The sequence below is a fragment of the Enterobacter sp. BNK-16 genome (assembly GCF_048684955.1).
GTDB lineage: Bacteria > Pseudomonadota > Gammaproteobacteria > Enterobacterales > Enterobacteriaceae > Enterobacter > Enterobacter bugandensis.
This window is the reverse complement of the sequence record NZ_JBLQTQ010000001.1, coordinates 1,056,344-1,079,535: the sequence shown is the minus strand read 5'-3', so window position 1 is coordinate 1,079,535 and position 23,192 is coordinate 1,056,344. Positions and strand designations below refer to the sequence as shown.

Annotated in this window: 17 protein-coding genes, 1 tRNA gene and 2 rRNA genes; 10 read left to right on the top strand and 10 right to left on the bottom strand. The window is 53.4% G+C overall.

Annotated features, from left to right (window positions below; genetic code table 11):
• Positions 1-41: 41 nt before the first annotated feature.
• The 3 genes from ACMGGH_RS05185 to rrf all read left to right on the top strand — a co-directional run bounded on the left by ACMGGH_RS05185 (position 42) and on the right by rrf (position 3,396).
• A tRNA-Glu gene (locus ACMGGH_RS05185) sits at positions 42-117 on the top strand.
• A 193-nt stretch (positions 118-310) separates the two neighbouring features.
• Positions 311-3,213, top strand: a 23S ribosomal RNA gene (locus tag ACMGGH_RS05180).
• A gap of 67 nt (positions 3,214-3,280) precedes the next feature.
• Positions 3,281-3,396 (top strand): 5S ribosomal RNA (rrf, locus tag ACMGGH_RS05175).
• Positions 3,397-3,494: 98 nt separating this feature from the next.
• Here the strand turns inward: rrf and mobB are convergent.
• A complete protein-coding gene (gene mobB, locus ACMGGH_RS05170) occupies positions 3,495-3,998 on the bottom strand; it encodes a molybdopterin-guanine dinucleotide biosynthesis protein MobB (protein WP_192987457.1) in 504 nt (167 codons plus the stop codon).
• Positions 3,995-4,579: a molybdenum cofactor guanylyltransferase MobA gene (gene mobA, locus ACMGGH_RS05165; RefSeq protein WP_232949091.1), complete on the bottom strand. Its 585-nt coding sequence runs from the start codon at positions 4,577-4,579 to the stop codon at positions 3,995-3,997. The genes mobB and mobA overlap by 4 nt, the downstream gene beginning before the upstream one ends.
• 68 nt (positions 4,580-4,647) lie before the next feature.
• On the opposite strand from mobA, the gene ACMGGH_RS05160 reads away from it, so the two are divergent.
• The 3 genes from ACMGGH_RS05160 to dsbA all read left to right on the top strand — a co-directional run bounded on the left by ACMGGH_RS05160 (position 4,648) and on the right by dsbA (position 6,630).
• Positions 4,648-4,917: a YihD family protein gene (locus ACMGGH_RS05160; protein ID WP_008501866.1), complete on the top strand. Its 270-nt coding sequence runs from the start codon at positions 4,648-4,650 to the stop codon at positions 4,915-4,917.
• A 75-nt stretch (positions 4,918-4,992) separates the two neighbouring features.
• Positions 4,993-5,979 (top strand): serine/threonine protein kinase, encoded by a 987-nt coding sequence (locus ACMGGH_RS05155; protein ID WP_047366771.1) that lies wholly within the window; start codon positions 4,993-4,995, stop codon positions 5,977-5,979.
• A gap of 27 nt (positions 5,980-6,006) precedes the next feature.
• Entirely contained in the window at positions 6,007-6,630 is a 624-nt protein-coding gene (gene dsbA, locus ACMGGH_RS05150) for a thiol:disulfide interchange protein DsbA (protein WP_028014899.1), read from the top strand.
• Positions 6,631-6,653: 23 nt separating this feature from the next.
• On the opposite strand, the gene ACMGGH_RS05145 is transcribed toward dsbA, so the two are convergent.
• A complete protein-coding gene (locus ACMGGH_RS05145; RefSeq protein ID WP_420299074.1) occupies positions 6,654-7,562 on the bottom strand; it encodes an acyltransferase in 909 nt (302 codons plus the stop codon).
• A 440-nt stretch (positions 7,563-8,002) separates the two neighbouring features.
• On the opposite strand from ACMGGH_RS05145, the gene polA reads away from it, so the two are divergent.
• The gene (gene polA / locus ACMGGH_RS05140; protein ID WP_232949089.1) at positions 8,003-10,795 is read left to right on the top strand and encodes a DNA polymerase I; all 2,793 of its coding nucleotides are present in this window, start codon (positions 8,003-8,005) and stop codon (positions 10,793-10,795) included.
• Between the two features lie 312 nt (positions 10,796-11,107).
• Here polA and yihA read toward each other — a convergent pair whose 3' ends face one another.
• On the bottom strand, positions 11,108-11,737 hold the full coding sequence (gene yihA, locus ACMGGH_RS05135) for a ribosome biogenesis GTP-binding protein YihA/YsxC (protein ID WP_045630625.1): 630 nt from the start codon (positions 11,735-11,737) through the stop codon (positions 11,108-11,110).
• A 577-nt stretch (positions 11,738-12,314) separates the two neighbouring features.
• Between yihA and yihI the strand changes: the two genes are divergently transcribed.
• Both yihI and hemN read left to right on the top strand, forming a co-directional pair.
• Complete coding sequence (gene yihI, locus ACMGGH_RS05130) at positions 12,315-12,830, top strand: Der GTPase-activating protein YihI (RefSeq protein WP_028014895.1); 516 nt, start codon at positions 12,315-12,317, stop codon at positions 12,828-12,830.
• A gap of 188 nt (positions 12,831-13,018) precedes the next feature.
• On the top strand, positions 13,019-14,392 hold the full coding sequence (gene hemN / locus ACMGGH_RS05125; RefSeq protein ID WP_192972055.1) for an oxygen-independent coproporphyrinogen III oxidase: 1,374 nt from the start codon (positions 13,019-13,021) through the stop codon (positions 14,390-14,392).
• Positions 14,393-14,445: 53 nt separating this feature from the next.
• Here hemN and ACMGGH_RS05120 read toward each other — a convergent pair whose 3' ends face one another.
• The 4 genes from ACMGGH_RS05120 to glnA form a co-directional block, all read right to left on the bottom strand.
• Positions 14,446-14,556, bottom strand: coding sequence for a YshB family small membrane protein (locus tag ACMGGH_RS05120; RefSeq protein ID WP_017382667.1), 111 nt, complete (start codon positions 14,554-14,556; stop codon positions 14,446-14,448).
• Positions 14,557-14,666: 110 nt separating this feature from the next.
• Positions 14,667-16,079 (bottom strand): nitrogen regulation protein NR(I), encoded by a 1,413-nt coding sequence (gene glnG, locus ACMGGH_RS05115; RefSeq protein WP_028014893.1) that lies wholly within the window; start codon positions 16,077-16,079, stop codon positions 14,667-14,669.
• A gap of 11 nt (positions 16,080-16,090) precedes the next feature.
• Positions 16,091-17,140: a nitrogen regulation protein NR(II) gene (gene glnL / locus ACMGGH_RS05110; RefSeq protein ID WP_014172250.1), complete on the bottom strand. Its 1,050-nt coding sequence runs from the start codon at positions 17,138-17,140 to the stop codon at positions 16,091-16,093.
• 169 nt (positions 17,141-17,309) lie between these two features.
• A complete protein-coding gene (gene glnA / locus ACMGGH_RS05105; RefSeq protein WP_008501856.1) occupies positions 17,310-18,719 on the bottom strand; it encodes a glutamate--ammonia ligase in 1,410 nt (469 codons plus the stop codon).
• A gap of 378 nt (positions 18,720-19,097) precedes the next feature.
• On the opposite strand from glnA, the gene typA reads away from it, so the two are divergent.
• Positions 19,098-20,921 (top strand): ribosome-dependent GTPase TypA, encoded by a 1,824-nt coding sequence (typA, locus tag ACMGGH_RS05100; RefSeq protein ID WP_028014891.1) that lies wholly within the window; start codon positions 19,098-19,100, stop codon positions 20,919-20,921.
• A gap of 51 nt (positions 20,922-20,972) precedes the next feature.
• Here the strand turns inward: typA and ompL are convergent, their stop codons facing one another.
• Both ompL and ACMGGH_RS05090 read right to left on the bottom strand, forming a co-directional pair.
• Entirely contained in the window at positions 20,973-21,659 is a 687-nt protein-coding gene (gene ompL, locus ACMGGH_RS05095; protein WP_045260222.1) for a porin OmpL, read from the bottom strand.
• A gap of 73 nt (positions 21,660-21,732) precedes the next feature.
• Complete coding sequence (locus ACMGGH_RS05090) at positions 21,733-23,157, bottom strand: MFS transporter (RefSeq protein ID WP_232949088.1); 1,425 nt, start codon at positions 23,155-23,157, stop codon at positions 21,733-21,735.
• Positions 23,158-23,192 lie beyond the last annotated feature (35 nt).

The window sequence follows — 23,192 nt, the reverse complement described above, 5'->3', positions numbered from 1 at the left end:
GAAAAGTAAGCAGCAAGGCGTCTTGCGATTGAGACTTCAGTGTCCCCTTCGTCTAGAGGCCCAGGACACCGCCCTTTCACGGCGGTAACAGGGGTTCGAATCCCCTAGGGGACGCCACTTGCTGGTTCGTGAGTGAAAGTCACCTGCCGTCATATCTCAAAACTGACTTGCGAGTCATGTTTGAGATATTTGCTCTTTAAAAATCTGGATCAAGCTGAAAATTGAAACGACACATCTTTAATGGTGTGTTCGAGTCTCTCAAATTTTCGCAAGTCGATGGTGAATCGAAAGAAACATCTTCGGGTTGTGAGGTTAAGCGACTAAGCGTACACGGTGGATGCCCTGGCAGTCAGAGGCGATGAAGGACGTGCTAATCTGCGAAAAGCGACGGCGAGGTGATATGAACCTTTGACCCGTCGATGTCCGAATGGGGAAACCCAGTGTGATCCGTCACACTATCGTTAACTGAATACATAGGTTAACGAGGCGAACCGGGGGAACTGAAACATCTAAGTACCCCGAGGAAAAGAAATCAACCGAGATTCCCCCAGTAGCGGCGAGCGAACGGGGAGCAGCCCGGAGTCTGAATCAGCTTGTGTGTTAGTGGAAGCGTCTGGAAAGTCGCACGGTACAGGGTGACAGTCCCGTACACGAAAATGCACAGGTTGTGAACTCGAAGAGTAGGGCGGGACACGTGGTATCCTGTCTGAATATGGGGGGACCATCCTCCAAGGCTAAATACTCCTGACTGACCGATAGTGAACCAGTACCGTGAGGGAAAGGCGAAAAGAACCCCGGCGAGGGGAGTGAAAAAGAACCTGAAACCGTGTACGTACAAGCAGTGGGAGCACCTTCGGGTGTGACTGCGTACCTTTTGTATAATGGGTCAGCGACTTATATTCTGTAGCAAGGTTAACCGTATAGGGGAGCCGCAGGGAAACCGAGTCTTAACTGGGCGTTAAGTTGCAGGGTATAGACCCGAAACCCGGTGATCTAGCCATGGGCAGGTTGAAGGTTGGGTAACACTAACTGGAGGACCGAACCGACTAATGTTGAAAAATTAGCGGATGACCTGTGGCTGGGGGTGAAAGGCCAATCAAACCGGGAGATAGCTGGTTCTCCCCGAAAGCTATTTAGGTAGCGCCTCGTGAATTCATCTTCGGGGGTAGAGCACTGTTTCGGCTAGGGGGCCATCCCGGCTTACCAACCCGATGCAAACTACGAATACCGAAGAATGTTATCACGGGAGACACACGGCGGGTGCTAACGTCCGTCGTGAAGAGGGAAACAACCCAGACCGCCAGCTAAGGTCCCAAAGTCATGGTTAAGTGGGAAACGATGTGGGAAGGCACAGACAGCCAGGATGTTGGCTTAGAAGCAGCCATCATTTAAAGAAAGCGTAATAGCTCACTGGTCGAGTCGGCCTGCGCGGAAGATGTAACGGGGCTAAACCATGCACCGAAGCTGCGGCAGCGACACTATGTGTTGTTGGGTAGGGGAGCGTTCTGTAAGCCGTTGAAGGTGTGCTGTGAGGCATGCTGGAGGTATCAGAAGTGCGAATGCTGACATAAGTAACGATAAAGCGGGTGAAAAGCCCGCTCGCCGGAAGACCAAGGGTTCCTGTCCAACGTTAATCGGGGCAGGGTGAGTCGACCCCTAAGGCGAGGCCGAAAGGCGTAGTCGATGGGAAACAGGTTAATATTCCTGTACTTGGTGTTACTGCGAAGGGGGGACGGAGAAGGCTATGTCAGCCGGGCGACGGTTGTCCCGGTTTAAGCGTGTAGGTGTGTGTTCCAGGCAAATCCGGTTCACTTTAACACTGAGGCGTGATGACGAGGCACTACGGTGCTGAAGTGATAAATGCCCTGCTTCCAGGAAAAGCCTCTAAGCATCAGGTAACACGAAATCGTACCCCAAACCGACACAGGTGGTCAGGTAGAGAATACCAAGGCGCTTGAGAGAACTCGGGTGAAGGAACTAGGCAAAATGGTGCCGTAACTTCGGGAGAAGGCACGCTGATATGTAGGTGAAGCCCCTGCGGGCGGAGCTGAAATCAGTCGAAGATACCAGCTGGCTGCAACTGTTTATTAAAAACACAGCACTGTGCAAACACGAAAGTGGACGTATACGGTGTGACGCCTGCCCGGTGCCGGAAGGTTAATTGATGGGGTTAGCGGCAACGCGAAGCTCTTGATCGAAGCCCCGGTAAACGGCGGCCGTAACTATAACGGTCCTAAGGTAGCGAAATTCCTTGTCGGGTAAGTTCCGACCTGCACGAATGGCGTAATGATGGCCAGGCTGTCTCCACCCGAGACTCAGTGAAATTGAACTCGCTGTGAAGATGCAGTGTACCCGCGGCAAGACGGAAAGACCCCGTGAACCTTTACTATAGCTTGACACTGAACACTGGTCCTTGATGTGTAGGATAGGTGGGAGGCTTTGAAGCGTGGACGCCAGTCTGCGTGGAGCCGTCCTTGAAATACCACCCTTTAATGGCTGGTGTTCTAACGTGGACCCGTAATCCGGGTTGCGGACAGTGTCTGGTGGGTAGTTTGACTGGGGCGGTCTCCTCCCAAAGAGTAACGGAGGAGCACGAAGGTTAGCTAATCCTGGTCGGACATCAGGAGGTTAGTGCAATGGCATAAGCTAGCTTGACTGCGAGAGTGACGGCTCGAGCAGGTGCGAAAGCAGGTCATAGTGATCCGGTGGTTCTGAATGGAAGGGCCATCGCTCAACGGATAAAAGGTACTCCGGGGATAACAGGCTGATACCGCCCAAGAGTTCATATCGACGGCGGTGTTTGGCACCTCGATGTCGGCTCATCACATCCTGGGGCTGAAGTAGGTCCCAAGGGTATGGCTGTTCGCCATTTAAAGTGGTACGCGAGCTGGGTTTAGAACGTCGTGAGACAGTTCGGTCCCTATCTGCCGTGGGCGCTGGAGAATTGAGGGGGGCTGCTCCTAGTACGAGAGGACCGGAGTGGACGCATCACTGGTGTTCGGGTTGTCATGCCAATGGCACTGCCCGGTAGCTAAATGCGGAAGAGATAAGTGCTGAAAGCATCTAAGCACGAAACTTGCCCCGAGATGAGTTCTCCCTGAGACTTTAAGTCTCCTGAAGGAACGTTGAAGACGACGACGTTGATAGGCCGGGTGTGTAAGCGCAGCGATGCGTTGAGCTAACCGGTACTAATGAACCGTGAGGCTTAACCTTACAACGCCGAAGGTGTTTTGGCGGTGAGAGAGACGATTTTCAGCCTGATACAGATTAACAGAATTTGCCTGGCGGCTTTAGCGCGGTGGTCCCACCTGACCCCATGCCGAACTCAGAAGTGAAACGCCGTAGCGCCGATGGTAGTGTGGGGTCTCCCCATGTGAGAGTAGGGAACTGCCAGGCATCAATTAAGTGAAGAGGCCATCCGAAAGGATGGCCTCTTTGCGTTTCTGCGCTGCACAAACCGTAGGCCGGGTAAGGCGAAGCCGCCACCCGGCAAGTCAGACCGCACACCACTTCACAATAAACTCAGCAATCCCATCCTCATCATTTAAATCCAGCACCGGAACCTCAATATCGAGAGCAACATCGCTGGCCACCGCAATCACATGCTCATCCAGCGTTAACTCGCTGATGTCATGCCCGGCATCACTTCTGAACAGCAGGATCTTAGGCACGGCCTCATGCTTAAATCCCTCAACCAGCACCAGATCCAGCATGGAGTGATCCATCCGACTTACCAGATACGCGAGATCCAGCGGTGCCTCATCCGGCGTTTCTGTCATCAATGCCCAACGCTGGTTGCTTGCTACCATTGTCTGCGCGGCACCCGCTTTGCGCAGCTCATAGCTATCTTTGCCCGGCTTATCGACATCCATATTATGGTGAGTATGTTTAATCAAGCCAGGACGAATACCGCGGGCGCACAGCGCGGGAATCAGTTTTTTCAGCAACGTGGTTTTTCCTGTCCCACTCCAGGCTGAAATGGCTAAAACAGAGTTCATCTCTTCTCCTGCATGGCCTGTAAATCTTCTATTGTGTTCACATTCACGAACGATGTTTTCATGTCGCTAAAATCAACAGCATGTCCGCCGACCTTACGCATAAATACCATCACTCTTCGCTCTCCGGAGGCCAGATAGTCGCTTATAGCAGGAATCAAGGATCGGTTAATGAGCGCGATAGTTGGGTGGTCGCGCTCGCCGTCATGCACCCAGACCACAGGTGAATCACCTCGCTGTTGCACCATCCGTTCCACCAGGCAGGTGGGTATAAAAGGCGTATCACACGAACAAAAGAGAAACCACTCTCCCTGCGACTGCTGCATCACCGAAAGCATACCTGCCAGCGGCCCCGGAAAATCTGCGAGATTATCCTGATAAACGGGAAACCCGCTGCGCTGGTAAATATCGATATGGCGATTTGCGTTCAGCGCCATTGCCGATACCTGATCGACAAGCGTATCAGCGACATGCTGCCATAAGGGCTTGCCTTTCAGGAGCTGCAGTCCCTTATCTTCCCCGCCCATCCGCGTAGCTCTGCCGCCTGCCAGAACGACCCCAGTGATTTCCAGGCTAAGATTCACGAATATCGCCTCTTTTATTGTGGGATTGACCCTGCTAACGTGTCACTCTAAATGAAAGGAGCACCACCATGAAATGTAAACGTCTGAATGAAGTCATTGAACTCCTCCAGCCAGCCTGGCAAAAAGAGCCAGAGCTGAATCTGATGCAATTCTTACAGAAACTGGCAAAAGAGTCAGGTTTTGACGGCGATCTGGCAGACCTTTCTGACGACATCCTGATCTACCACCTCAAAATGCGCGACTCAGCCAAAGATGCTGTTATTCCTGGTATTCAGAAGGATTATGAGGAAGATTTTAAAACTGCATTGCTGCGCGCCCGAGGCGTAATTAAAGAGTAAAAGCTTGTAAGCGGAGCCACCGAAATCGCTACAAGATGATATCCTGAATCATTCGTATAATTTCCGGATGATCGGATGAACGACCAGGCTTTTACTTTCCAGACACTACACCCGGATACCATTATGGATGCCCTGTTTGAACAGGGTATTCGTGTGGATTCCGGGCTAACTCCGTTAAACAGCTACGAAAACCGCGTCTATCAATTTCAGGACGAGGATCGTCAGCGCTTCGTCGTAAAGTTCTATCGCCCTGAACGTTGGTCTGCACAGCAAATTCAGGAGGAGCACCAGTTTGCTCACGATCTGCTGGTTGATGACGTTCCCGTTGCCGCGCCGATAAAGTTCAATAACCAAACGCTGCTCACGCATGAAGGGTTTTACTACGCTGTATTCCCCAGTCTGGGTGGCCGCCAGTTTGAAGCGGATAATATCGATCAGATGGAGTGGGTTGCTCGCTATCTGGGACGCATTCATCAGACGGGACGTAAAACAGCGTTCACTGCCCGACCAACGATCGGGATTCATGAATATCTCACCGAACCACGTCAGATATTCGAAACGTCTGCGCTGATCCCCGCTGCGTTAAAGGATGATTTCCTCAACGCCACCGATAAGCTTATTGCTGCGGTGAAAACCTGCTGGCGTGATGATATTTCCGTTCTGCGCCTGCATGGCGATTGTCATGCCGGAAATATTCTCTGGCGCGATGGTCCGCTGTTTGTCGATCTCGACGATGCGCGCATGGGACCAGCGGTTCAGGATCTGTGGATGCTGCTCAATGGCGACAAAGCCGAGCAGCGTATGCAGCTTGAAACGATTATTGAAGCCTATGAAGAATTTAGCCCGTTTAATTCAGACGAAATTGCCCTGATTGAGCCTTTACGTGCGATGCGTTTTGTTTATTATCTCGCATGGTTAATCAGGCGTTGGGACGATCCCGCATTTCCTCGTAATTTCCCGTGGCTTACCGGAGAAGATTACTGGCGCAGCCAGATATCTACATTCACTCAGCAGGTTAAGGTTCTTCAAGAACCCCCTCTGCAATTAACGCCGATGTATTAGTTGGACACACCCAGGAGAGAGTTAATCATGAAAAAAATTTGGCTGGCGCTGGCAGGTATGATTCTGGCATTTAGCGCTTCTGCTGCGCAGTTTACCGACGGTAAACAGTTTATCACGCTGGAAAAGCCGGTTGCTGGCGAGCCACAGGTTCTGGAGTTCTTCTCATTCTATTGCCCGCACTGCTATCAATTCGAAGAGGTGCTGCATGTTTCTGACAACGTGAAGAAGAAGCTGCCGGAAGGCACCAAAATGACCAAGTACCACGTTGAGTTCCTGGGCCCGTTGGGTAAAGACCTGACTCAGGCGTGGGCGGTTGCGATGGCGCTGGGCGTGGAAGATAAAATCACTGCTCCAATGTTCGAAGCCGTACAGAAAACCCAGACCGTTCAGACCACTGCGGATATCCGCAAAGTGTTCGTTGATGCCGGTGTGAAAGGTGAAGAGTACGACGCCGCGTGGAACAGCTTTGTAGTGAAATCTCTGGTTGCTCAGCAGGAAAAAGCGGCCGCTGATCTGCAGCTTCAGGGCGTTCCGGCGATGTTTGTTAACGGCAAATATCAGCTGAACATGCAGGGCATGGACACCAGCAGCATGGATATTTTCGTACAGCAGTATGCTGACACCGTGAAATACCTGGTTGAGAAGAAGTAATTTCGTTGATATGAAAACGCCGGTCACTGACCGGCGTTTTTGTATGAAGATTTAATGCTGTCTATCTGTTCGTCTTTCTCTTTCCAGAGCGTATTAAGCCACTGCTGGAAACCACGTTTGAAATTCTTATCGTTAACGTAGTCACCGTGCAGCCCGGCATTGATCGGCACTAAATTCACCCGAACAACAATGCGCGTCAGCTTGCCGCTTAGCATATCGAAGAATGGCGTCCTGTCATTTTCCGGATAGCAGAGCGTAACGTTCAGAAGTTTATCGAACTGTGCACCCAGCACGTTAAGTGCCATCGCAATACCCGCCGCCTTTGGCGGAAGCAGGTTCTGATAAGGGGAGCGTGTTTGTTGACGTTTATCTTCCGTAAACCGTGAGCCTTCAACAAAGTTCACGATGGTCGTTGGATGTGCGCGAAACTTTTCACAGGAGCGGCGCGTGGTCTCCACATCCTTACCGCGACGCTCCGGATGACGAATCAGATAGCTGCGCGAATAGCGTTTCATAAACGGCATATCAAGCGCCCAGCAGGCCAGCCCGATAAAGGGCACCCAGGCGAGCTGCTGCTTCAGGAAGTACTTGTTCATCGGGATATGTTTGCGAAAAAGCACGCATAACACCACGATGTCCGCCCAGCTGTGATGATTGCAAATCAGCAGGTACCAGTTCTTTTTGTTGAGGCTCTCAAGCCCTTCGACATCCCATTTCAGATGCGGATTCAGGCACAGCAGGATCGCTAGCCCTTCACACCAGCAATACATCATGAAATTACAAAACGCAGAGACGGATCGCCACACCGCAGGCACAGGCAGCAGCAGTTTAACGATCCCGGCGATAATGATTGGCACAGAACACGCAATCGTCACCAGAATAGTTAAAATGATGCTTAGCGGTAATGTTATTGCAGTGAGCAATCTCGACATGATGAGCTTTTTCAGGTGGTTAGCTTTAATGGACCGGCCGATGATACGGCGCCGGGGGCTGATTTTATCAGAAAAGTGACAAAATTATGGCGCTTTCATATCGTCAATAGACGGCTTTTCCCCTGAAGCAGAAGATTTCTCTAATATTGTGCGCTAATCAGGACTTATATCCACATAGACTAAATTGCCATCAGCAGGCTATTTTCATGCAGTGTTAGTTGTTAACATTATGATATGTAATAATTTATTCTCAACGCGCGCCTGCTTTAAGTATCTGTTTTTCATTTGAAGTGAAAATATTCACAAACTTATCCACAGTTTGAATTTTGCGAGCGATCCTCACGATCGCAAAATCTTTTCCTGTATCGAACCTGAATAACTGATGTTTTCATCCTTCTGTGGCATCCTTTACGCATAAATTGATTAAAGGCACGGACATTATGGTTCAGATCCCAGAAAACCCACTTATTCTCGTCGACGGCTCTTCTTACCTGTATCGGGCGTACCATGCGTTTCCTCCTCTGACCAATAGCGCAGGGGAACCTACCGGCGCGATGTACGGCGTGCTGAACATGCTGCGCAGCCTGATTCTTCAGTATCAGCCCACCCATGCGGCTGTCGTTTTTGATGCGAAAGGCAAAACCTTCCGCGATGAACTGTTCGAACATTACAAATCCCATCGTCCGCCAATGCCTGACGATCTGCGTGCGCAGATTGAGCCACTGCACGCCATGGTGAAAGCAATGGGCCTGCCGCTGCTGGCCGTCTCTGGCGTGGAGGCTGACGACGTCATCGGTACGCTGGCGCGTGAAGCTGAAAAAATGGGCCGTCCGGTGCTGATCAGCACCGGTGATAAAGATATGGCGCAGCTGGTGACGCCAGGTATTACCCTGATCAACACCATGACCAACACCATTCTGGGGCCAGAAGAAGTAGTCACTAAGTATGGCGTGCCGCCAGAGCTGATTATCGACTTCCTCGCGTTGATGGGCGACTCCTCGGATAACATTCCTGGCGTTCCTGGCGTCGGTGAAAAAACCGCGCAGGCGCTGCTTCAGGGGCTGGGTGGTCTGGACACGCTCTACGCTGAACCAGACAAAATCGCCGGACTTTCCTTCCGTGGCGCAAAAACCATGGCCGGGAAGCTGGAAGAGAACAAAGAGGTGGCTTATCTCTCCTATAAGCTGGCAACAATCAAAACCGATGTGGAGCTGGAGCTGGGCTGTGAGCAGCTGGAAGTGCAACAGCCTTCCGCTGACGACCTGCTGAGCCTGTTTAAGAAATACGAATTCAAGCGCTGGACCACTGACGTGGAAGCCGGTAAATGGCTGCAGGCTAAAGGGGCCAAACCTGCTGCTAAGCCGAAAGAGACGATTGTCGTTGATGCCGAAGATCAGGCGGAAGAAGAAGCCGCAGCGCTCTCCTTCGACAACTACGAAACCATTCTGGAAGAGTCACAGCTGATCGCCTGGATCGAGAAACTGAAAAAAGCGCCGGTCTTTGCCTTTGACACCGAAACAGACAGCCTCGACAACATCTCAGCCAATATGGTGGGATTGTCCTTTGCGACAGAGCCGGGTATTGCCGCCTACGTTCCCGTGGCGCACGACTACCTGGATGCGCCGGAGCAGATCTCCCGCGAGCGCGCGCTCGAGCTACTGAAGCCGATTCTGGAAGACGAAAAGGCGCTGAAGGTTGGGCAAAACCTCAAGTACGACCGCGGCATTCTGCGGAACTACGGCATTGAGCTGCGCGGGATTGCCTTTGACACTATGCTCGAATCCTACATTCTGGACAGCGTGGCGGGCCGTCATGATATGGATTCCTTATCTGACCGCTGGCTCAAGCACAAAACCATTACCTTTGAAGAGATTGCCGGTAAAGGGAAAAATCAGCTCACCTTTAACCAGATTGCTCTTGAAGAAGCAGGGCGCTACGCGGCGGAAGATGCCGACGTCACGCTGCAACTGCATCTGAAGATGTGGCCGAAACTGCAGAAGCACGAAGGTCCGCTGAATGTATTCCAGCATATTGAAATGCCGCTGGTGCCCGTGCTGTCCCGTATCGAACGCAATGGCGTTAAGATCGACCCAACGGTGCTGCATAACCACTCTGGCGAGCTCGCGCAGCGTTTGACCGAGCTCGAGCAGAAAGCGCATGAGCTTGCCGGCGAGCCGTTTAACCTCTCTTCACCGAAGCAGCTGCAAACCATTCTGTTTGAAAAGCAGGGCATCAAGCCGCTGAAGAAAACCCCTGGCGGCGCGCCGTCAACCTCTGAAGAGGTGCTGGAAGAGCTGGCGCTGGACTACCCGCTGCCAAAAGTGATTCTGCAGTACCGTGGTCTCGCAAAGCTGAAGTCTACCTACACGGACAAACTTCCGCTAATGATCAACCCGAAAACGGGCCGTGTGCACACGTCGTATCATCAGGCGGTAGCGGCAACCGGGCGTCTCTCGTCAACCGATCCTAACCTGCAGAACATTCCGGTGCGTAATGAGGAAGGGCGCCGCATTCGTCAGGCCTTTATAGCGCCTGATGACTACCTGATTGTCTCGGCTGACTACTCGCAAATTGAACTGCGCATTATGGCGCACCTGTCCCGCGATAAAGGTCTGCTGACGGCCTTTGCGGAAGGAAAAGACATCCACCGGGCGACCGCGGCGGAGGTCTTTGGTTTACCGCTGGACAATGTAACCAACGAACAGCGCCGCAGTGCAAAAGCGATCAACTTCGGTCTAATCTACGGCATGAGCGCGTTTGGCCTTTCACGCCAGCTAAACATTCCGCGCAAAGAGTCGCAGAAGTATATGGATCTTTACTTCGAGCGTTATCCGGGCGTTCTGGAATATATGGAACGCACCCGCGCGCAGGCGAAAGAGAAAGGTTACGTTGAAACCCTGGATGGCCGTCGTCTCTATCTTCCGGACATCAAATCCAGCAACGCGGCGCGCCGCGCTGGCGCAGAGCGTGCGGCGATCAACGCCCCGATGCAGGGTACCGCAGCGGACATCATCAAGCGCGCAATGATCGCCGTTGATGCCTGGCTGGAGAAAGAGAAGCCGCGCGTGAAAATGATCATGCAGGTACACGATGAACTGGTATTTGAAGTGCACAAGGACGACCTCGACGCCGTGTCGAAGAAGATCCACGAACTGATGGAAAGCAGCATGACGCTGGACGTGCCGTTGCTGGTGGAAGTGGGAAGTGGTGAAAACTGGGATCAGGCTCACTAAAGGTTCTGTGAATAACGCGCTTTTTATGTAAGTTAGCAACATAACAACGCGCGTTTTGTGACGATCATTAGAATTCCCTATGTAAAGAATGAAAAAAAACTACAAAAAGTGCTTTTTCTACAGCAAAAAAAGGGGTAGAGTTATCGACGTAGGGTACAGAGGTAAGATGTTCTATCTTTCAGACCTTTTACTTCACGTAATCGGATTTGGCTGAATATTTTAGCCGCCCCAGTCAGTAATGACTGGGGCGTTTTTTATTGCGGCAAAGAAAAGTTCGGGCAAAAAAAAGCGCGGACATCGCCGCGCTCGGTATTACTCTTCTTCCGCTTCCGTCGCGGGTTCCAGCTCGTTAAACCAGCTGTCGAGCTTCTGACGCAGCTTGTCCACGCCCTGTTTTTTCAGCGAAGAGAAAGGCTCAACCTGTACATCGCCATTGAAGGCCAGTACCGCTTCGCGAACCATATTCACCTGCGCTTTACGCGCGCCGCTTGCCAGCTTGTCGGCTTTCGTCAGCAGCACCAGCACGGCAATATCGCTTGCTACGGCCCAGTCGATCATCTGCTGATCGAGATCTTTTAGCGGGTGACGAATATCCATCAGCACCACCAGACCTTTCAGGCACAGGCGTTTTTCCAGGTATTCGCCCAGCGCACGCTGCCACTTGATCTTCATCTCTTCAGGCACCTGCGCATAACCGTATCCCGGCAAGTCTACGAGGCGTTTGCCTTCAGCCACTTCAAAGAGGTTAATCAGCTGGGTACGGCCAGGTGTTTTTGAGGTACGCGCCAGGTTCTTCTGATTGGTCAGCGTATTCAGGGCGCTGGATTTCCCCGCATTGGAGCGGCCAGCAAATGCCACTTCAATACCGGTATCAGAAGGCAGGTGGCGAATATCGGGCGCACTGGTGACAAAATGCGTCTGTTGGTAGTTCCAGGTAGTCACGTGGTCGTCTCCAAAAATCGTAATCTGGAGGGATTATACCCGAATGCGGGCAAAAGGCTTTTCTCATTGCACGAGGCTTGCAGGCGAATGCCCAAACGGCTGTAAGAGATCGGCTAATGTTGCTATGGGAGATTTCAGAGAATTCGCAGGCGTCAAAAAATGCAAACTGTTTTAAATCATAATCTTATTTCCAGGTAATTATCTGAAAATCCGTATTTGTACCGTTTCGTTGCTTGTTAGTTTAACGGAACAAGGTAAAGTATGCGGCAAGGCGAGGAAGCCAACAGGAAATCGACTTAAGGATTAGGGTCAGGAGCGCCAGGAGGCGAAGACGCAGGATAGTCAGGACGACCAGCGCCTGGAGGCGTTTTAACAGGAAATGGAACCATACACGGACGGTATCAGCCAAAGGATAAACAGGGTGTGTTGTTGGTAAACATGGAATGTCTGACCCGTTAAGGGTTGTGAGTCAGGAAAAAAGGCGACAGATTGCTCTGTCGCCTTTTTTCTTTGCTTGCTTTCTGCTAGATTTCGCCGCAATTCTATACTGAAGAAAACGACTTTAAGATAAAACATCATGAAAAAACCAACCTCCGCTGCGGGCGCGAAACGCCCTGCAAAAGCACGCCGCAAAACGCGCGAAGAACTGAACCAGGAAGCGCGCGATCGCAAACGCGATAAGAAGCATCGTGGCCATGCTGCGGGTAGCCGTGCCAACGGCGGTGGTGCAGCGGGCGCCTCTGCAAAAGGCAAACAGCAGAAAGACCCTCGTATCGGCAGTAAAACTCCCATTCCACTGGGCGTGACAGACACCCCGGTCACTAAGCAGCACAAACCAAAGAGCGAGAAACCTATGCTTTCACCGCAGGCTGAGCTGGATATGCTGGAGAACGATGAGCGCCTGGACGCGCTGCTGGAACGTCTTGAAGAGGGTGAAACCCTGACCGCCGAAGAGCAGTCATGGGTAGATGCCAAACTGGACCGCATTGATGAGCTAATGCAGAAGCTGGGTCTGTCTTACGATGACGAAGACGACGAAGAGGAAGAAGAAAAGCAGGAAGATATGATGCGTCTTCTGAAAGGTGGAAACTAACATTTGCACCCGGCAGGCACGATAGTCCTGCTTATAACCCTTCCGGTTATATGTTATCTGGTGTGGTTATTCGTTAAACTACGGCGGTTGTCGCGGCGACAGAAGTGGCTGCGCACCCGAATGATGGCCCGCGATGGGGCCAGAACGGGCCGCCGTATACGAACGCGACACCAACGGAAGGAGTGAGCATGTCAGCACCAACTATCGACTGGGATTTGGCCCTAATCCAGAAGTATAACTATTCCGGGCCGCGTTATACCTCATACCCCACCGCGCTGGAGTTCTCCGATGCCTTCGGCGAGGAGGATTTTCAGCAGGCCGTCGCGCGCTATCCAGAGCGTCCGCTGTCGCTCTACGTCCATATTCCGTTCTGCCACAAGCTCTGCTACTTCTGCGGCTGCAATAAAATCGTGACCCGTCAGCAGCATAAAGCCGACCAATACCTCGATGCGCTCGAACAGGAAATTGTGCACCGCGCGCCGCTTTTTAAAGGTCGTCACGTCAGCCAGCTTCACTGGGGGGGCGGCACGCCAACGTATCTCAATAAGGCGCAAATAAGCCGCCTGATGACGCTGCTGCGCGGAAATTTCAATTTTAACGACGACGCTGAAATCTCGATCGAAGTCGATCCGCGTGAAATTGAGCTGGATGTACTGGATCACTTACGCGCCGAAGGCTTTAATCGTCTGAGCATGGGCGTGCAGGATTTCAATAAAGAGGTGCAGCGTCTGGTCAACCGCGAGCAGGACGAGGAATTTATCTTCGCCTTACTCAACCACGCGCGTGATATCGGCTTTACCTCGACCAACATCGACCTGATTTACGGCCTGCCAAAGCAGACGCCGGAGAGCTTCGCCTTCACGCTGAAGCGCGTGGCTGAACTTAGCCCAGACCGCCTGAGCGTCTTTAACTATGCGCACCTGCCGACGCTATTTGCCGCCCAGCGCAAAATCAAAGATGCCGATCTGCCTTCTGCCCAGCAGAAGCTGGATATCCTGCAGGAAACTATCACCTCTCTGACGGAGAGCGGCTATCAATTTATCGGCATGGATCACTTTGCCCGTCCGGATGACGAGCTGGCGATTGCCCAGCGTGACGGCGTTCTGCACCGCAACTTCCAGGGTTACACCACTCAGGGCGATACCGATCTGCTCGGCATGGGTGTCTCCGCCATCAGCATGATCGGTGATAGCTACGCGCAGAACCAGAAAGAGCTGAAGCTCTACTACCAGCAGGTTGATGCAACCGGCAACGCGCTATGGCGCGGCATCGCGCTGACCCGTGACGACTGCATTCGTCGTGATGTGATTAAGGCGCTTATCTGCAACTTCCGTCTCGACTTTAGCGACGTGGAAGCACAGTGGGATCTGACATTCAGCGAATATTTTGCGGAAGACCTGAAGCTGATTGCGCCGCTGGCGAAAGACGGGCTGGTGGATGTGTCGGAAAACGCGATTGAGGTCACGCCGAAAGGGCGTCTGTTGATCCGTAATATCTGCATGTGCTTTGACGCGTATCTGCGCCAGAAGGCGCGTATGCAGCAGTTTTCACGGGTGATTTAAGGCGCAAAGCCGGGTAAGGCGAAGCCGCTACCCGGCTTTTACATTTCAACCTGCTAGCTAAACAGCCCAACCAGCGCCGCACATAATACCGCAGCAACAGCGGTTTGCGGCGTGTGGCTTTCAGCTGCTCCGCTCGACAGTAAAGTCACTAATGATTCCAGCATGATGATTCCCCCAATTTCCGGGCACGATCATACAAAACTCATCGGAACAGTAAAGCGCAAAATAACGGCAATTTGCGCTCAATTAATAACCTTTACACAGCGGTGTACGATCACTCCATTCCCAGCTCTTTCAGCTTGCGCGTCAGGGTATTACGTCCCCATCCCAGCAGGCGCGCGGCTTCCTGCTTATGGCCCTGCGTATGACGAAGCGCGGTGGTCAACAGCGTACGCTCCATCTCTGGCTGAGCCTCAGACAGCAGGTTTTGATGACCGGAACGCAGCGCGCGGTCGGCCCACTGCGCCAGCAGCGTTGCCCAGCTGTCCGGCAGCGCGTGCCCGGTGCTGCTTTCGGGCGCGGTGGCCTCAAACAGTTCGGCAGGGAGATCCTGAATCAACACTTCCTGGCCGGCGGCCATCACGGTCAGCCAGCGGCAGGTGTTTTCCAGCTGGCGTACGTTGCCCGGCCACGCCAGACGGGTGAGCGCGGCATCGGTTTCCGGATGAAGCTGCTTGGCTTCCACGCCCAGCTCGCGGGCCGCCACCTGCAGGAAATGACGCGCCAGGCGCGGGATATCTTCCCGACGCTCGCGCAACGGCGGCAGGTGGACGCGGATCACATTCAGGCGATGGAATAAATCCTCACGGAATTTGCCCTCCTGCACGCGCAGCTCCAGGTTCTGGTGTGTCGCGGCGATAATGCGCACGTCCACCTTCACCGGCGCATAGCCGCCCACGCGGTAAAACTGCCCGTCGGCCAGCACGCGCAGCAGGCGAGTTTGAACGTCCAGCGGCATATCGCCGATCTCGTCCAGGAACAGCGTGCCGCCGTCAGCCTGCTCAAAGCGCCCCTGGCGAATGGTATTCGCGCCGGTAAACGCCCCTTTTTCGTGGCCGAACAGCTCGGACTCAATCAAATCCTTCGGGATCGCCGCCATATTGAGGGCGATAAACGGCGCTTTTGCCCGCGGGCTGTGGCGATGTAACGCATGCGCCACCAGCTCTTTACCTGTACCCGATTCCCCGTTAATCAACACGCTGATGGACGAGCGGGACAGACGGCCAATAATGCGAAACACGTCCTGCATCGCCGGCGCTTCGCCGATGATGTCGGTGGTTGGACCAAAATCGGGCGCGTGGCGCGGCTGTTGTTGCTCCTGATAGTGGCTAATCGCGCGCTCAACCAGCGCCACCGCTTCGTCGATATCGAACGGTTTGGGCAGATAATCGAATGCCCCTTGCTGATAGGCGCTCACCGCGGCATCCAGGTCGGAATGAGCCGTCATTATGATGACCGGAAGCATAGGATGGCGCTGTTTGATCTGCTTTAACAGCGCCAGTCCGTCCATGCCCGGCATGCGAATATCCGACAGCAGAACGTCCGGCGTTTTGGTGGTGAGTGCGTCGAGCACCTCGCTGCCGCTCTCAAACGTCGTGCAGCTTAAACCTGCCCCTGTGAGCGCGCGTTCAAGCACCCAACGGATGGAGCTATCGTCATCGACTACCCAGACTATCCCTCGTTGCATAAACGTCACCTTTATTTTTTAATCGGCAGGAAAACCGAAAACTCGGTATGTCCCGGCCAACTGGTAAATTCAATTTTTCCGGAGTGCTGATCGATCAAGCTGCGGGCGATAGATAAGCCCAGTCCCGTACCGCCTTCGCGCCCGCTTACCATTGGGTAGAACAGGGTGTCCTGCAGATGCGAAGGAATGCCAGGCCCGTTATCCTCAACGTCGATGCGTGCCGCCAGACGATAGCGCACGCCGTGCAGCGTAAGCTGGAAGGCGGTGCGGGTGCGTAAAATAATCTCGCCGCCTTCCGGCCCCAGCGCCTGCAGAGCATTGCGCACAATATTCAGCAGAACCTGCTCAATCTGGTCCGGGTCATGCGCCAGTTCCGGCAGGCTTGGGTCGTAATCACGCACCAGCGTGACGTTCTCCGGCAGCTCCATAGAGACGAGCTTCACCACCCGTTCAGCGACTTTATGAATGCTTTCTGAAACGTGCATACCCGGCTGCTGCGGCCCGAGCAGGCGATCGACCAGGTTACGCAGGCGGTCCGCCTGCTCAATGATGACGTTGGTATATTCCGCCAGCGCAGGGTCGGGCAGGGCTTTGGTCAGAAGCTGCGCCGCGCCGCGTAACCCACCCAGCGGGTTTTTGATTTCATGCGCCAGACCGCGCACCAGGTCACGGGCGGCAATTTGCTGCGCATGCTGAAGCTGCTCCTGGCTCAGGCGACGCTGATTATCCATCGGCGCCATTTCTAGCAGGATCAGTCCTTCCGGCAAACGTTGCGCGGTAAGGGAAAGAATATGTGAGCGCCCGTCGATCACCAGCGTGACTTCGTTATCGGTGAACCCCTGACCGGCCTGCAAACTTTCCTGCATCAGGCCAATATTCAGCGAGAAATAGCTCAACAACTCAGGAAGCGGGGTGCCAAACAGTTTCCGTGAACTCTGGGCGAGCAGCTGTTGCGCCGCCGGGTTGGCGTAATGGACGGCCAGCTCGTCGTCGACCAGCAGGATGCTGTTAATCAAAGAATTGAGGATCTGCCCAGCATCGGGCAGCGTGCCAGTTGCCATTCAGCAGTCTCCTGGAGTCGTTGCACTGTTTTAGTGCAGTATAGCGGTTTCGGCGTAAAAAGCGCGTGAGATCAGGTTGTTGGTGGAGAAAAAAGCCCATCCGGAGATGGGCTAAAAGTTTCCACGGCAACTACCCCCGGCGCTTTTGACGCCGGGTAAAACAACTAAATTAAACGCTGTAGTACAGTTCGAACTCAACCGGATGTGGAGTCATACGCACGCGGTCATTCTCTTCAGTACGCAGGGCGATGTAAGCATCGATAGCGTCGTCAGTGAATACGCCACCCGCAGTCAGGAACTCGCGGTCTGCATCCAGCGCCTGCAGGGCTTCTTCCAGAGAGCCAGCAACCTGTGGGATCTCTTTCGCTTCTTCTGGCGGCAGATCGTACAGGTTTTTGTCCATCGCTTCGCCTGGGTGGATCTTGTTCTTGATACCGTCCAGACCGGCCATCAGCAGCGCTGCGAAGCACAGGTATGGGTTAGCCGCTGGGTCCGGGAAGCGCACTTCGATACGACGCGCTTTTGGAGACGCCACCACCGGGATACGGATGGAAGCAGAACGGTTACGCGCAGAGTAGGCCAGCATAACTGGCGCTTCGTAGCCCGGGACCAGACGCTTGTAGGAGTTAGTGGTTGGGTTCGCCAGGGCGTTGATCGCTTTAGCGTGTTTGATAACACCACCGATGTAATACAGCGCCTGCTCGGACAGACCAGCATATTTGTCGCCAGAGAACAGGTTGGTACCGTTCTTGGACAGAGACATGTGGCAGTGCATACCGGAACCGTTGTCGCCAAACATTGGTTTTGGCATGAAGGTCGCGGTTTTACCGAAACGGTGCGCAACGTTGTGCACAACGTATTTGTAGATCTGAATTTCGTCCGCTTTTTTGGTCATGGTGTTGAAGCGGGTTGCCACTTCGTTCTGACCCGCAGTCGCCACTTCGTGGTGGTGCGCTTCAACAACCAGGCCCATCTCTTCCATCACCAGGCACATGGTGGAACGGATGTCCTGCGCAGAGTCGACCGGAGGAACCGGGAAGTAACCGCCTTTCACACCAGGACGGTGACCTTTGTTACCACCTTCGTATTTGGTGGAAGAGTTCCATGCGCCTTCGATGTCGTCGATAGCCACGTGGGAGCCAGAAATAGAGGCACCGAAGCGGATGTCGTCGAACAGGAAGAACTCTGGCTCTGGCCCGAACAGAACGGTGTCCGCGATGCCGGTGGAACGCAGGTACTCTTCAGCGCGTTTAGCGATAGAACGTGGGTCGCGGTCGTAGCCCTGCAGCGTGCCTGGCTCGAGGATGTCGCAGCGGATGATCAGGGTTGGTTCTTCGAAGAACGGATCAATGACCGCAGTGGTTGCGTCTGGCATCAGAACCATGTCGGATTCGTTAATGCCTTTCCAGCCACCAATGGAGGAGCCGTCAAACATTTTGCCTTCTTCAAAGAATTCGGCGTTCACCTGATGAGCAGGGATTGTGACGTGCTGTTCTTTACCTTTGGTATCGGTGAAGCGCAGATCAACAAACTTCACTTCATGTTCGTTCAGCATCGTCAAAACGTGTTCAGCGGACATACTTAACTCTCCAGATTGGTCATTGTCGTCGTGGTAACGAGGTCTTCAATTTCTGTTGGTACTGGCTGTTGCCATGTATTTTTTATAAAGCGAAATCTGTGCCAACTTTTAAAACACCCCAAAAAGGCGTTATCATGCGCACCATAGTGCAAAAGGGCTGCACCATGATGGATTTGTTGCACCAGTATAGTGCTTCAATGTGAACATTAAGCACCATATTGGTGCAATTTACGTTAAAGTGCCCTTTTACCGCTCCGTGAAAGCGATCACAAAGCATCTCTGCAATACTTGTTTGCGGGGGATGTTTGTGATCCTGTTTTGTAGTGCGATTAATCCGTGTACAATAACGCGCTATTTCTAAATGCCTGAGGCAAAGTTGTGATCGAAAATTTGCGTAACATCGCCATCATCGCGCACGTTGACCATGGTAAAACTACCCTGGTTGATAAGCTGCTGCAGCAATCCGGTACGTTTGATGCGCGTGCCGAAACCCAAGAACGCGTGATGGACTCCAACGATTTGGAGAAAGAGCGTGGGATTACCATCCTCGCGAAAAACACCGCGATTAAATGGAATGACTACCGTATCAACATCGTTGATACCCCAGGGCACGCCGACTTCGGTGGTGAAGTTGAACGTGTAATGTCCATGGTAGACTCCGTTCTGCTGGTCGTTGACGCAATGGATGGCCCAATGCCACAGACGCGCTTCGTGACCAAAAAAGCTTTTGCCCATGGTCTGAAGCCAATCGTTGTTATCAACAAAGTTGACCGCCCTGGCGCGCGTCCTGACTGGGTTGTTGACCAGGTCTTCGACCTGTTCGTTAACCTCGACGCGACCGACGAGCAGCTGGACTTCCCTATCGTTTACGCCTCTGCGCTGAACGGTATCGCAGGTCTGGACCACGAAGACATGGCTGAAGACATGACCCCGCTGTATCAGGCGATTGTTGACCGTGTTCCTGCGCCAAACGTTGACCTGGAAGGCACCCTGCAGATGCAGATCTCCCAGCTCGACTACAACAACTACGTTGGCGTAATCGGCATTGGCCGTATCAAGCGCGGTAAAGTGAAGCCTAACCAGCAGGTCACTATCATCGATAGCGAAGGCAAAACCCGTAACGGTAAAGTCGGTAAAGTCCTGACTCACCTGGGTCTTGAGCGTATCGAGAGCGACATCGCTGAAGCGGGCGACATCATCGCGATCACCGGTCTGGGTGAACTGAACATCTCCGACACCATCTGCGATCCGCAGAACGTCGAAGCGCTGCCAGCCCTGTCCGTTGATGAACCAACCGTATCCATGTTCTTCAACGTCAACACCTCTCCGTTCTGTGGTAAAGAAGGTAAGTTCGTTACCTCTCGTCAGATCCTTGACCGCCTGAACAAAGAGCTGGTGCACAACGTTGCGCTGCGCGTTGAAGAAACCGAAGACGCTGACGCATTCCGCGTTTCCGGTCGTGGTGAGCTGCACCTGTCTGTTCTGATCGAAAACATGCGTCGTGAAGGTTTCGAGATGGCGGTTTCCCGTCCGAAAGTAATCTTCCGTGAAATCGATGGCCGTAAACAAGAGCCGTTCGAAAACGTAACGCTGGACGTAGAAGAGCAGCACCAGGGTTCTGTGATGCAGGCACTGGGCGAGCGTAAAGGCGACCTGAAAAACATGAATCCAGACGGCAAAGGCCGCGTACGTCTCGACTACGTGATCCCAAGCCGTGGCCTGATCGGCTTCCGTTCTGAGTTCATGACCATGACCTCCGGTACCGGCCTGCTGTACTCCACCTTCAGCCACTACGACGACGTTCGTCCGGGCGAAGTGGGCCAGCGTAACAACGGCGTACTGATCTCCAACGGTCAGGGTAAAGCGGTTGCGTTTGCGCTGTTCGGTCTGCAGGATCGCGGTAAGCTGTTCCTGGGTCACGGTGCTGAAGTTTACGAAGGCCAGATCATCGGTATTCACAGCCGTTCTAACGACCTGACGGTAAACTGCCTGACCGGTAAGAAGCTGACCAACATGCGTGCGTCCGGTACTGACGAAGCAACGGTTCTGGTTCCACCGATCAAGATGACCCTGGAGCAGGCTCTGGAGTTCATTGATGATGACGAACTGGTAGAAGTGACTCCACAGTCAATTCGTATCCGTAAACGTCACCTGACCGAGAACGATCGTAAACGTGCTATGCGCGGTGCGAAAGAAGACTAATACGGTCAATCCGTAGTAAAAAAAGCCGCTGAGAAATCAGCGGCTTTTTTATTAGAACGAATAACGTAACCCCAGGCGGATCCTGTACTGCTCGCGGTTGTAATCATTCCATCTGTCCAGCCACTGGAGTTCGAGGTACGGCAGCCAGTTTCTGTCGATCTTATAGCTGAACTTGTTGGTAATTTCCCAGTGATGGTCTTTGCCATTTTTGCTGTGGTAATCATTTATCCGCTGGAAAAAGTGCGGCTCAAAGGTATAGAAAAACGCATCGGTCACCTTGAAATTCCAGTAGTTGGCAAATTCGTGCGTGTCGTTCTTATCCATCTGCCCGTTATAGTCCGGCGTATCGTAATTGTTATGGTTATAGCGATAGCGGAACGTCAGATTAAACCCGTCCGTGAATTTATAGTTGGTATCTAAATAAACCGCGCCACCCGAACCGGCGCTGCTGTCGTTGATCAACCCGCCCGGCTGGAAGGTGAGTTTGTCCGTCGGTTTAAAGAGCGGATACCACCCCTCTATTTCGTTATAGCTGTGCTTGAGCTCATCCCACCTCCCCACGTTGTAGGCGTTGGTGAACATCAACCCCGCGCCCATATCGAAGTTATAGCCGGCACGCAGGATCACTTCGTGCAGCTCAGAGGCCGTATTGTAGGCTTCACGGGTTTCGACATAGGCCCCGGCGAATACCGGGCAGGACACAGACGACACGATCAGTACAGTGATGATTCTTTTCATAATTTGTCCATGTATCAGGTACAGAAAGGCCTCCCTCCTGATGAACAGGAAGGAAATACTGGCCGAATTATTGTTATAAAGTGACTGCTGACGCTTTATTGTTGGGTGTTATCTCAGGGGTATTCGCTGACTGTTTTTTCCGTTTTCCAATCTCCTCGATAATAAAGGCGAAGCGCGCTTCGTTGAGTTTATAAAACAGCCCCATGGTCACGGCGGCGACGATTGCCAGGCCGCACGGCCAGAGGAAAATAAGCTGACGCAAACCCAGCAGCGTGCCCGCGCTCTGCACCGCATGAGGAACGTAGCCGATCTGGGTCAGCATGATGCCGGGCAGGAAGCCGGCGAGAGCGGCGGAGATTTTGCGCGAGAAGGTGTAGCCGGTGTAAACCGATCCCTCGGCGCGAATGCCGGTTTTCCACTCGCCGTAATCAACGGTATCCGGCACCAGCGCCCAGTTCAGGCTGTTCACAAACGCGGTGCCGAAAAAGGCCATGCAGGAAAACAGCACGAACAGCAGGGAGCTGGTTCCCCAGAAGAAGTTCAGCACGTCTCCCACCGCCCACAGCGCCAGCCCGCCCAGATAGACCGGCTTCTTGCCAAAGCGCTTCACCGCGCCGGGTACCAGAAACACGCCAATCAGAATGCAGCCCATGCTGAAAAAGCCCATCCACGACAGCAGATGCAGGTCGTTCAGCACGTACTGGGTGTAATAGACCTGAATCGCCAGCTTGATGTTAAACGCGGCGAGAGTACACAGGTTGGCAATGCACAGCACCAGCAGCGGCGGATTGCGAAAAATCGCGCAGAACGATTTCAGAATGCCGGGCTTATGGTGATCGGGCGTTATCTCGACGTAGCGCTCTTTCACCCCGCTGTAGCACCACCACATGCAGAACAGGCCGCCGGTGACGAACACCAGCGCAGCCACCAGATAGCCGAGGGAGGGCTGGTGGATGAACAGCGCCTGAATGGGCATAAAGCCGACGGTGCAGAGCAACAGCCCCACCGTGGCGCCGCCCTGACGCCACGCGGCAAGCTGCGCGCGCTCGTTCGGGTTTTTGGTGATGGCCGGCACCATCGCACCGTAGGCGCAGTTCATCAGGCTGTAGCAGAGCCCAAACATCATGAAGAGCACGGTGGCGAGCGCCGTTTTGACCGTCAGGCTAAAGTCGTTGGCCATAAACTGCGCCGTCGCGACCAGCGCCACCGGCACGGAGGCATACAAAATGAATGGCCGGAATTTTCCTCGAGCGCCGATGTTTCGCCGGGAGTCCAGCAGCACCCCGGTCAGCATGTCGGTAAACGCGGTGAAAAACTTCGCCACCAGGAAAATAATGCCGCCGTAGAACGCGGGCATGCCCAGTTCATCGGTATAAAACTTCAGCAGGTACAGCGTGCCAATACACAGCATAAGGTTCGAGCCAAAATCGCCCATCCCGTAGGCGCACTTTTCTCGCAGGCTCAATTTCAGGGTTAACGGATCAGTATTGTGTGTCATGGTCGATCCTCAGAGCGCCCCGCCGGGCGCTCTAT